7 protein-coding genes, 1 tRNA gene and 2 rRNA genes (1 of these 10 cut by a window edge) are annotated in these 11,167 nt (G+C 39.3%); all 10 read right to left on the bottom strand.

Annotated elements, in window-relative coordinates; translation table 11 throughout:
- Positions 1-403 (bottom strand): 23S ribosomal RNA (locus IGK70_RS04655); it reaches 2,510 nt to the left of the window's first position.
- A gap of 176 nt (positions 404-579) precedes the next feature.
- Positions 580-652 (bottom strand) — tRNA-Ala (locus IGK70_RS04650).
- A 79-nt stretch (positions 653-731) separates the two neighbouring features.
- A 16S ribosomal RNA gene (locus IGK70_RS04645) occupies positions 732-2,292 on the bottom strand.
- The 16S and 23S rRNA genes sit together here with 1 tRNA gene alongside, the layout of an rRNA operon.
- 766 nt (positions 2,293-3,058) lie before the next feature.
- Complete coding sequence (locus IGK70_RS04640) at positions 3,059-4,588, bottom strand: HAMP domain-containing sensor histidine kinase (protein ID WP_002416339.1); 1,530 nt, start codon at positions 4,586-4,588, stop codon at positions 3,059-3,061.
- Between the two features lie 10 nt (positions 4,589-4,598).
- Positions 4,599-5,285 carry a response regulator transcription factor gene (locus tag IGK70_RS04635; protein WP_002355954.1) on the bottom strand — a complete coding sequence of 229 codons (687 nt, stop codon included), beginning with the start codon at positions 5,283-5,285 and terminating at the stop codon, positions 4,599-4,601.
- A gap of 157 nt (positions 5,286-5,442) precedes the next feature.
- The gene (gene gndA / locus IGK70_RS04630; protein ID WP_104855468.1) at positions 5,443-6,864 is read right to left on the bottom strand and encodes an NADP-dependent phosphogluconate dehydrogenase; all 1,422 of its coding nucleotides are present in this window, start codon (positions 6,862-6,864) and stop codon (positions 5,443-5,445) included.
- Between the two features lie 204 nt (positions 6,865-7,068).
- The gene (gene rpmF, locus IGK70_RS04625; RefSeq protein WP_002355952.1) at positions 7,069-7,248 is read right to left on the bottom strand and encodes a 50S ribosomal protein L32; all 180 of its coding nucleotides are present in this window, start codon (positions 7,246-7,248) and stop codon (positions 7,069-7,071) included.
- Between the two features lie 56 nt (positions 7,249-7,304).
- On the bottom strand, positions 7,305-7,874 hold the full coding sequence (locus IGK70_RS04620; RefSeq protein WP_002363429.1) for a YceD family protein: 570 nt from the start codon (positions 7,872-7,874) through the stop codon (positions 7,305-7,307).
- A 373-nt stretch (positions 7,875-8,247) separates the two neighbouring features.
- Entirely contained in the window at positions 8,248-10,005 is a 1,758-nt protein-coding gene (gene pyk, locus IGK70_RS04615; protein ID WP_002355949.1) for a pyruvate kinase, read from the bottom strand.
- A gap of 64 nt (positions 10,006-10,069) precedes the next feature.
- On the bottom strand, positions 10,070-11,032 hold the full coding sequence (gene pfkA / locus IGK70_RS04610) for a 6-phosphofructokinase (RefSeq protein WP_002355947.1): 963 nt from the start codon (positions 11,030-11,032) through the stop codon (positions 10,070-10,072).
- Positions 11,033-11,167: the final 135 nt, after the last annotated feature.

Genomic DNA, 11,167 nt, shown 5'->3' with positions numbered 1-11,167 from the left:
CCTCCTAGGTGTTGTTAGCATTTCGTCTACGGGGCTTTCACCCTCTTTAGCGGAATTTTCCAAATCCTTCAACTATACTAACAGACTACCATATCGGAGTCCTACAACCCCAACAAGCAAGCTTGTTGGTTTGGGCTCTTCCCGTTTCGCTCGCCGCTACTCAGGAAATCGAATTTTCTTTCTCTTCCTGCAGGTACTAAGATGTTTCAGTTCTCTGCGTCTACCTCTAATCAGCTATGTATTCACTGAAAAGTAATATCCTATAAAAGATATTGGGTTCCCCCATTCGGAAATCTCTGGATCATAGCTTACTTACAGCTCCCCAAAGCATATCGGTGTTAGTCCCGTCCTTCATCGGCTCCTAGTGCCAAGGCATCCACCGTGCGCCCTTATTCACTTAACCTTATCAACCTTGCGGTTGGGTCTTGATCACTTCTTCTAGCGATAGAAGGTTAATCAATAAATAAGCAATTGAACTTATTAAAAAACTCATTCAACGCGGTGTTCTCGGTTTGTTTTGATTCTTTTTACTTCAATATCCAGTTTTCAATGAACGAATCTGATAGCAAAAGCTATCAATGGAGCCTAGCGGGATCGAACCGCTGACCTCCTGCGTGCAAAGCAGGCGCTCTCCCAGCTGAGCTAAGGCCCCGAACTTATTTGATTGAGAGTAGACCTCTCAAAACTGAACAAAGTAAAGACGAAATGTGTATTTCCGTAATATTCCTTAGAAAGGAGGTGATCCAGCCGCACCTTCCGATACGGCTACCTTGTTACGACTTCACCCCAATCATCTATCCCACCTTAGGCGGCTGGCTCCAAAAAGGTTACCTCACCGACTTCGGGTGTTACAAACTCTCGTGGTGTGACGGGCGGTGTGTACAAGGCCCGGGAACGTATTCACCGCGGCGTGCTGATCCGCGATTACTAGCGATTCCGGCTTCATGCAGGCGAGTTGCAGCCTGCAATCCGAACTGAGAGAAGCTTTAAGAGATTTGCATGACCTCGCGGTCTAGCGACTCGTTGTACTTCCCATTGTAGCACGTGTGTAGCCCAGGTCATAAGGGGCATGATGATTTGACGTCATCCCCACCTTCCTCCGGTTTGTCACCGGCAGTCTCGCTAGAGTGCCCAACTAAATGATGGCAACTAACAATAAGGGTTGCGCTCGTTGCGGGACTTAACCCAACATCTCACGACACGAGCTGACGACAACCATGCACCACCTGTCACTTTGTCCCCGAAGGGAAAGCTCTATCTCTAGAGTGGTCAAAGGATGTCAAGACCTGGTAAGGTTCTTCGCGTTGCTTCGAATTAAACCACATGCTCCACCGCTTGTGCGGGCCCCCGTCAATTCCTTTGAGTTTCAACCTTGCGGTCGTACTCCCCAGGCGGAGTGCTTAATGCGTTTGCTGCAGCACTGAAGGGCGGAAACCCTCCAACACTTAGCACTCATCGTTTACGGCGTGGACTACCAGGGTATCTAATCCTGTTTGCTCCCCACGCTTTCGAGCCTCAGCGTCAGTTACAGACCAGAGAGCCGCCTTCGCCACTGGTGTTCCTCCATATATCTACGCATTTCACCGCTACACATGGAATTCCACTCTCCTCTTCTGCACTCAAGTCTCCCAGTTTCCAATGACCCTCCCCGGTTGAGCCGGGGGCTTTCACATCAGACTTAAGAAACCGCCTGCGCTCGCTTTACGCCCAATAAATCCGGACAACGCTTGCCACCTACGTATTACCGCGGCTGCTGGCACGTAGTTAGCCGTGGCTTTCTGGTTAGATACCGTCAGGGGACGTTCAGTTACTAACGTCCTTGTTCTTCTCTAACAACAGAGTTTTACGATCCGAAAACCTTCTTCACTCACGCGGCGTTGCTCGGTCAGACTTTCGTCCATTGCCGAAGATTCCCTACTGCTGCCTCCCGTAGGAGTCTGGGCCGTGTCTCAGTCCCAGTGTGGCCGATCACCCTCTCAGGTCGGCTATGCATCGTGGCCTTGGTGAGCCGTTACCTCACCAACTAGCTAATGCACCGCGGGTCCATCCATCAGCGACACCCGAAAGCGCCTTTCACTCTTATGCCATGCGGCATAAACTGTTATGCGGTATTAGCACCTGTTTCCAAGTGTTATCCCCCTCTGATGGGTAGGTTACCCACGTGTTACTCACCCGTCCGCCACTCCTCTTTCCAATTGAGTGCAAGCACTCGGGAGGAAAGAAGCGTTCGACTTGCATGTATTAGGCACGCCGCCAGCGTTCGTCCTGAGCCAGGATCAAACTCTCATAATAAAAGTTAGAACAATCTTGCGATTGTTAAGCTCAATTTGTTTGCTAGCATATTGCTTGCTTGTTAAAAATGTTTGTTGTCTTGAATTGAATCAAGACGCCCTACACATTTGGTTCGTCTATTCTTTGTTCAGTTTTCAAAGGTCTACGTTACCTCGCAGCAACTTTTATATCATAACAAACTTTCGTTTGAATGTCAAGAACTTTTTTGAAAAAGTTTTTTAAATTGTCTTGCTCGGTCGTTGCCGTCTGTTGTGACAACTTCTATATCTTATCATTATCTCAGTTGTTTGTCAACAACTTTTTAAAACTTTTTTGTTATTTTATAACAAGTTTTTTTGATCAAACGATTGATTTAAAAGCAATCTCTTTAACGACTTTGTTATTCTAACATGTTATTTATCTTTTTGTCAAGAAAAATTTTTAACTTTTTAAAACTTTTTTCTTAACGAACTGTTTGCCAGAACAGATATTAATATACCAAGGATTTTTCTAAAACGCAACTATTATTTTGCAGAAAAATAACATTTTTTTCAATTTCGAACGATGAATATTTTCTGCAAAGAAAACATTCGTTTCTTTATCTTATAATCCCTTTTCTCTTACTGAAATGTTCGTTATTCATTCGTAAAAAAAAGCGTGGGACAAAAATCACTTTGGATTTTTGCTCCACGCTCAAAAACTGATAAACGGCGGGAACAGAACCAACTCCTTCGGAAATAAGCCGAAATTATCCAAAAATTAAAGAGCAATTTTCGGAAATTTCTTCTTATTTCTCGGAGCTAAACGGTTCTGTCCCGACCTCCTCTTCTTTTATTCCAGCGATTGGAATAAAAATTCTAAAGATCGTTCCTTGATGCAATACGCTTTCTGCATCAATACGTCCTTTATAGTTTTCGACTAATTGTTTTGCAATCGATAGTCCTAAGCCATTACCGCCTTTATTTCTTGCACGGGCTTTATCTACTCGATAGAATCGATCAAATATTTTCTCCAAGTCTTCTTCAGTGATTCCTTCACCAAAATCTTGCACAGCTATTTCAAATTCATTCATCGTTCGAGAAATGGAAATATGCACTTCTTTTCGATCTGTTGAATATTTAATCGCATTATCTAATAGAATAATTAGCAATTGTTCAAAGTGATTACGATAGATTTTCAGTTCAACTTCGGTTGGTAAATCGTCATCTAATGTGATATGAAACTCAGGATAAACCAATTGGAAGTTATTAAATACTTGGTAGACTACTTGTTTAGCATCTGTTCGTTCATTTGCATATTGGGTGTCCACTTGTTCAGCGCGTGAAAGGTCAAGCATTTCTTGGACCAAACTCTTCATACGACTAATTTCTTGTAAACTGGCCTTTAATGATTCATCTAAAATTTCAGGATCGTCTTTCCCCCAACGATTTAAAAGGTTTAAATGGCCTTCCATAATCGCAACGGGCGTTCTTAATTCATGGGAAACATCTTCAACAAACTGCTCTTGTTGTTCGATATAGCGTCTCATACGATCTAACATTTCATTAAAGATTTCCGAGATATCTGCTAACTCATCTCTCGTATTAATCTCCGGCATGTGGACATCTGATTGCGGGTCTTTGCGGATTGTATCCATCGTGTCTCTCAATACTTTTAATGGTTTTAAGAAATAAGAAGAGAGGATAAAGCCTAAGACACTACTTACAATCAGAGAAATCACTTCTAAAACTACAAGTGTTAATAATAAATGATTACGAATTTCATAAAAAGAAGAAAGTTCATAAAACGCTTGAATATAGCCAATCTTTTCTCGTGTTTCTTTTGAAAAAATAGGTTCCACGGAATAAAAACCGGTTTTATCAAAAACGGTTCGAACAACAGGTAATTGTCGATCCAATTGTAATAACTTATCATATTCATTTTGTGTTTTAAAAACTAGCTTTTGGTTTGTGTCATACACAGATAAATAAAGTTCTGGTTGTCCTAGTTCAGATATGAAACTGTCCATTTCCATAAACGAACCTTCTACTGCTGTATGCTTATTATAGTAGTTTTCATCTCTTTCACTCGGCGTTTTTAAATAGTCAAAAACGTCTGTTACCGTTAAATTTTCATTGGCATTAGCTAATCGATTTGTTACTTCTGCAATCGTTGCTTCGACATTTTCCTTTTCTTTGGCAACAATAAGACTGACAGAAGACTTATAGGTAATCACCGCAAAAATGGTAAAAACTACAAATATAAAGAAAGAACTTGCGAAAGCCCACTTTATAGTTAAAGATGGGCCTTCCAGTTCTTTTTTAATCGTTCTTTTCATTAATTAGTTCTCACGAACGCATAACGTAGCCAGTTCCACGGACAGTTTGGATGTAGCTTTCTTCTCCAGGTACGTCAATTTTATTTCGTAAGTAGCGGATATACACATCCACAACGTTTGTTTCTACTTCTGTTTCATAGCCCCAAACTTTATTTAGTAACACATCACGTGCCAAGACAACATTCACGTTTTCCATTAGCGTTAATAGTAATTCGTATTCGCGTTTTGTTAATTCAATCATTTCAGAATTACGACGAACGACACGATTTTCTTTTTCAATTGTTAAGTCACGATATGTAATCGTTGTTTGTTTTGCAACGTTTTTATCGCCCTCAATATCAATACGACGAAGTAACGCACGTAAACGAGCTAACAATTCTTCAATTGCAAATGGTTTAACAATATAATCATCCGCTCCATGGTCTAAGCCAGAAACACGGTCAATTACTGAATCACGCGCAGTCATCATAATAATTGGTGTATTTTTCACTTGGCGAACACGGCGACATACTTCTAATCCATTTAATTCTGGTAACATCAAATCAAGAAGGATAGCATCCCATTCGTTGTTAAGAGCGGCTTCCAATCCTGTACGACCATTGTAGTGTACTTCTGTCGTATACCCCTCATGTTTTAATTCAAGCTCAACGAATCTCGCTAAGTTCTTTTCATCTTCAATAATTAAAATGTTGCTCATTTGATTAATTGTCCTTTCTCTTTAAAAGCTATACTCAAGCTCAACCTTTTTATTCCTTACTACTTATTAGAGAATTACTACTCAATCTGTCTGGTTCTTTTTTAAGCCACAGTAAAACCATGAGCATGGTGAGCCACACTCATGGTCTCCAGCGTGTTTATTCTTCGTTGTACCAGCTGTAATGGTAGATTCCTTCTTTGTCTGTGCGTTCGTACGTATGAGCACCGAAGTAATCACGTTGTGCTTGAATTAAATTCGCTGGTAAGCGATCTGAACGATAAGAATCGTAATAAGCAATTGCAGATGAGAATGTTGGTACAGGAACACCTGCTTGAACAGCAATCGCAACAACTTCACGAACGGCTTGTTGATATTTTTTCGTAATTTCTACGAAGTATTCATCTAACAACAAGTTTTCAAGTGCTGGATTTTTTTCATATGCATCGGTAATTTTTTGTAAGAATTGTGCACGGATAATGCAACCTGCTCGCCAGATTTTTGCAATTTCACCAAATGGTAAATCCCATCCGTATTCTTCAGAAGCTGCACGGAGTTGTGCAAACCCTTGCGCATAACTCATTAATTTACTAAAGTATAATGCTTCGCGAATTTTTTCAATCAATTCTCTTTTATCGCCTGCAAAGTTAAAGGCTGCAGGTTTTGATAAAATGCCACTTGCTTTTACGCGTTCTTCTTTGTAAGCCGAAATAAAACGTGCAAATACTGATTCTGTAATTAATGGTAATGGTACGCCAAGATCTAACGCACTTTGGCTTGTCCATTTACCTGTTCCTTTGTTGCCTGCTGCATCAAGAATAACATCAACGATTGGTTGGTCGGTTCCTTCATCATCTTTACGTGTCAAAATGTCAGCCGTGATCTCGATAAGGTAACTGTCTAATTCGCCTTCGTTCCATTCTTTGAAAATCTCTGCCATTTCATCAACAGATAAACCTAAGATTTGTTTCATTAAGTCGTAGGATTCAGCAATTAATTGCATGTCCCCATATTCAATCCCATTATGAACCATTTTTACATAATGTCCAGCACCATTTGGGCCAATGTAAGTCACACATGGTTCACCGTCTTCTGCTTTAGCTGAAATTTTTTCAAGAATTGGCGCAACTAACTCATACGCTTCTTTTTGTCCGCCAGGCATGATAGATGGTCCTTTCAAGGCTCCTTCTTCTCCGCCAGAAACGCCAGTACCAATAAAGTTAATTCCTGAGTTTGCTAGTTCTTCATTACGTCGCATTGTGTCTTTGAAGAACGTATTACCGCCATCAATTAAGATGTCGCCTTTATCAAGGTGTGGTAACAATTCTTGGATTGTCGCATCTGTTGCAGGTCCAGCTTTAACCATCAACATAATTCGACGAGGTTTTTCAATTGCATTCACAAATTCCTCAATTGAGTATGTTGCTTGAAAGTTTTTGTCAGGATGTTCTTCAACCACTTCTGTTGTTTTTGATCCTGTACGGTTATACAGCGCAACTGTATAGCCTCTGCTTTCAATGTTTAAAGCAAGATTTTTCCCCATGACAGCCATGCCGACTACGCCAAATTGTTGTTTTGTCATTTTATGACCTCCTATATTATAATCAACGAAAATTCTATGAGCATTCTCTTATAATCCTCACTATTATAACGCACTATCTTTCATATGAAAACAATATAGTGCCAATAAATTTCCAATTTCTTCATATTTTCTTAAAAAAATACAAATCCCCTAGGCTCCATGGTTAGCCTAGGGGATTCAACATTTCAAAAAATGTTTTTATGCTTATGCTTCTTTAGACATTACGTCTTTTCCATCGTAGTGACCACATGCTGGACATACGTGATGGCTTTTTTTCATTTCACCACAGTTTGAGCATGCATTTAAGCCTTTGATTGTTAATTTGTAGTGTGTGCGACGTTTTGCTTTTTTCGCTTTAGAAGTTCTTCTAGCTGGTACTGCCATTGTTGTTCCACCTCCTTGTAAAGATGCGTGTATTTACATACACAATATATTCCAACCTAGCTGTTATCTTCCTCTTCAGCATTATCGCTGAGTAATTCTGATAGTTTAGCCAGACGAGGATCCACTGTTTGTTCTGCTGCTTTCTGCTTACTTTCCAAATATGCTTCTTCTGAAATCACTTCCCAGTCATTGCCACTTGGCATTTCTTGACTGTTTTGTTCTTCTTCTGTAAGCACTTGAATTGGAATGGACAATAGAATGTTGTCTTCGACAGATTCATCTAAATCAATTGTTGGCTTGTCCAATAAAATAATCTCTTCAGCTGCAAATCGTTCATCTCTTGTATCCATTTGTTCTTTTGTCATAAAAACTTCATCGACCGTGATTTGCATTGGCAAAGCCACAGGTTCTAAAGAACGGGATGAAGGAACGGTTACAGTTACCTGAATAGTGTAATGAAGTAAATATTCTGATTTATTGACTGCTAATAAGCCTTCTACTTTGATTGGACTTACATCCAACAAGGTATCATCTCGTTGAAGAAGCTCTTCTTTAAGATGCAATGTTTCTGAAAACACTAGCGGCTCTTCTTTGTATTTATTTAATTCTAACAAAGACCACTTCATAATTATCACTCCTAAGCAACAAAAGCTATTATACAGGGGTATGAAAGCTTTGTCAATGAAATTTTCTTGACAGCCCTTTCTTATTTCCTGTTTTTCTTTCGTTTTTTTTATAATTGTTTTTCTGTTGAAGATAACTTAGCGCTTATTTAATTAAATAACAAAATTTTTGTGTGAAATAACATAGATAATTTAAAACTAAGACATAATTTTACTATTTGCGCCCAACTCTTTATTTACTGAATACGTGTTTTCTGAACATTTCATACCACTGTCTTCCTTGTAAAAAAAGCTGAGACAAACTGACGAATCGGTTTGTCCCAGCTTTGCGTCCGAGTACATATTGCTTAAAATCAAATGATTGAATTAATTAGATTTAGATAGCTGTTGTTGCTCCGCGGTAAACAATACCACGACGAGGATCAACAGTAATCACTTCGTCATTATTAATTAATGATGTTGCATCTGCAGCACCTACGATAACTGGAATATTTTGTGCAATCGCTACAACAGCTGCATGAGAAGTTAAACCACCTTCTTCAACAACTAATGCTGATGCTTTTTCAATTGCAGGCATGTATTCTTTATCTGTTGTTTTTGTAACTAAAATAGCCCCTTCAGTCGCTTTAGCAACTGCTTCTTCAGCAGTTCCTGCAACAACGGCTTTTGCAATAATTGCTTCTTCGCCGACACCTTGACCTTGAACTAATTTAGAACCGATCATTTGAATTTTCATTAAGTTTGTTGTGCCTTTTTCGCCAACTGGAACACCAGCAGTGATAATGATTAAATCACCTTCTGAAGCATAACCTTCTTCTTGTGATACTTTTGAAGCTAAATTAAACATTTCATCTGTGCTTGATGGTTTGTCAGCAACTGTTGCGTAAACACCCCATGATAATGATAAGCTACGTGCTTTTTGTTCTGAGAACGTAATTGCAACGATATGTGCTTTTGGACGGTATTTAGAGATCATACGTGCTGTATGGCCTGATTCTGTTGCCGCAACGATTGTTTGGATACCCAAGTTACGTGCTGTATGGCCAACAGATTGTCCGATTGCTTCAGTCATATCTGTTTTGCTATATAATTTCAATGCGAATGAATCTTGGTTAACTAATGTTTCTTCTGTACGAACTGCAATACGAGCCATTGTTTGAACAGCTTCTAATGGGTAATCCCCTGCTGCAGTTTCGCCTGATAACATTACTGCATCTGTTCCATCGTAGATTGCGTTTGCTACGTCATTTGCTTCCGCACGTGTTGGACGTGGGTTACGTTGCATTGAATCTAACATTTGTGTTGCAGTGATAACTGGTTTACCTAAAGCATTACATTTTTTAATTAAAGCTTTTTGGACAACTGGAACATCTTCTGTTGGAATTTCAACACCCATGTCACCACGAGCAACCATTAAACCATCAGAAACTTTTAAGATTTCATCGATATTATCGATACCTTCTTGGTTTTCGATTTTAGGAATGATTTGGATGTGTGTTGCGTTTTCTTCTTCTAAAATTTTAGTGATTTCTAAAACGTCAGAAGCACGACGAACGAAGCTAGCTGCGATAAAGTCAATTCCTTGACCAATTCCGAAACGGATATCGTTAGCATCTTTTTCAGTGATCCCTGGTAAGTTTACAGAAACGCCTGGTACGTTAACGCCTTTTTTGTTTTTCAAGACGCCTTCGTTTTTAACAACTGTTACGATTTCGTTTGCATCACGGTCGATATCAGTTACTTCTAAATCAATTAAACCATCATCTAAAAGAATGTGTGAACCTACGTTTACATCATTGATTAATTCTGGATAAGTGATTGAGAATTTTTCATTTGTTCCTAAAACTTCTGTCATAGAAATACGTACTGAATCACCAATTTTCATTGTGATTGCGCCATTTTCCATGTCATTTGTGCGGATTTCAGGACCTTTTGTATCTAGTAAGATCGCTACGCGTTTCCCTGTAATTTTTACAGCTTCACGAATGTTTTTAATACGAGCACCATGCTCTTCGTAGTCACCATGTGAAAAGTTCAAACGGCAAACATTCATACCTGCATTAATTAAGTTTACTAGCATATCAACGGATTCACTAGCTGGTCCAATCGTACATACGATTTTCGTTTTTTTCATTACTAAAACGCTCCTATTCCAAATTTGTTTATACAAAGCTAATAAGATTAGCTAATATACAAGATTAAAAAGAAATTTCATGATTTAACTCATAAAGAGATAAATCTGGTTTGTGTTTATTGTTTTCTAACGTGTCAATAATATCAGCTGCAACTACTTGGTTATCTAACATACCGATACATAAACCGCCTTTGCCTTCTTTTAGAAGTTCAACAGCATATGACCCAAATTTACTTGCTAATACACGGTCACGAGCACTTGGCGAGCCCCCACGAACCACGTGTCCTAAAATTGATACACGCGTATGGAAATCACCGTATTCAGAAAGTTTATCAGCAAATTCATTTCCGCCCATTACGCCTTCTGCTAAAATGATTAAGCAATGTTTTTTCCCGCGGTCACGGCCTTCTTGAATGCGTTTGGCAACGTTTTTCATATCAAAATCATGTTCAGGAATAATGATTTCATCTGCTCCGCCTGCCACGCCTGACCACAATGCGATATCACCAGCGTTACGTCCCATTACTTCGATAACGAATGTACGAACATGAGAAGTTGCTGTATCACGAATTCGGTCAATTGATTCCAAAACAGTGTTAATCGCTGTATCAAAACCGATTGTGAAATCTGTTCCAGGAATATCATTATCAATTGTTCCAGGAATTCCAACAGCCGGGAAACCACGTTTTGTCAAAGCCATTGCGCCATGATAAGAACCGTCTCCACCAATAACAACTAAGCCTTCAATACCGAATTTTTTCAATTGTTCGATTCCTTTTAATTGCCCTTCTTCAGTAGCAAATTCAGGATAACGAGCAGAGTACAAGAATGTTCCACCACGTTGAATCTTATCGCCAACGTCAGCAACATCTAAACGACGGATGTCGCCTGCGACTAAACCGGCAAATCCATAGTTAATACCGTAAACTTCGATTCCATCAAAAATACTTTTGCGTACGACTGCACGAATTGCAGCGTTCATTCCAGGGGCATCTCCCCCGCTGGTTAAAATACCAATGCGTTTCATTCGCTATTTCACCTCATATAATATACTTTCAACTGCCAAAAGAAACCTTTTCGCAAAAATTGATATACAAAAATATTACGTCATTCATTTTACCATTAAAGAACCAAAATGTCTTGAGTTAAGAAGAAAAAAATG

The sequence above is a fragment of the Enterococcus sp. DIV0358 genome, assembly GCF_051713465.1.
GTDB lineage: Bacteria > Bacillota > Bacilli > Lactobacillales > Enterococcaceae > Enterococcus > Enterococcus faecalis.
The sequence above is the reverse complement of the archived record's forward strand: the minus strand, read 5'-3'. Positions and strand labels throughout refer to the sequence as shown.

What these genes read in the sequence shown, in the direction of transcription:
- pfkA (WP_002355947.1), bottom strand. Translation starts at nt 11,032, where the DNA reads ATGAAACGCATTGGTATTTTAACCAGCGGGGGAGATGCCCCTGGAATG.
- IGK70_RS04640 (WP_002416339.1), bottom strand. Translation starts at nt 4,588, where the DNA reads ATGAAAAGAACGATTAAAAAAGAACTGGAAGGCCCATCTTTAACTATA.
- pyk (WP_002355949.1), bottom strand. Translation starts at nt 10,005, where the DNA reads ATGAAAAAAACGAAAATCGTATGTACGATTGGACCAGCTAGTGAATCC.
- IGK70_RS04635 (WP_002355954.1), bottom strand. Translation starts at nt 5,285, where the DNA reads ATGAGCAACATTTTAATTATTGAAGATGAAAAGAACTTAGCGAGATTC.
- gndA (WP_104855468.1), bottom strand. Translation starts at nt 6,864, where the DNA reads ATGACAAAACAACAATTTGGCGTAGTCGGCATGGCTGTCATGGGGAAA.
- IGK70_RS04620 (WP_002363429.1), bottom strand. Translation starts at nt 7,874, where the DNA reads ATGAAGTGGTCTTTGTTAGAATTAAATAAATACAAAGAAGAGCCGCTA.
- rpmF (WP_002355952.1), bottom strand. Translation starts at nt 7,248, where the DNA reads ATGGCAGTACCAGCTAGAAGAACTTCTAAAGCGAAAAAAGCAAAACGT.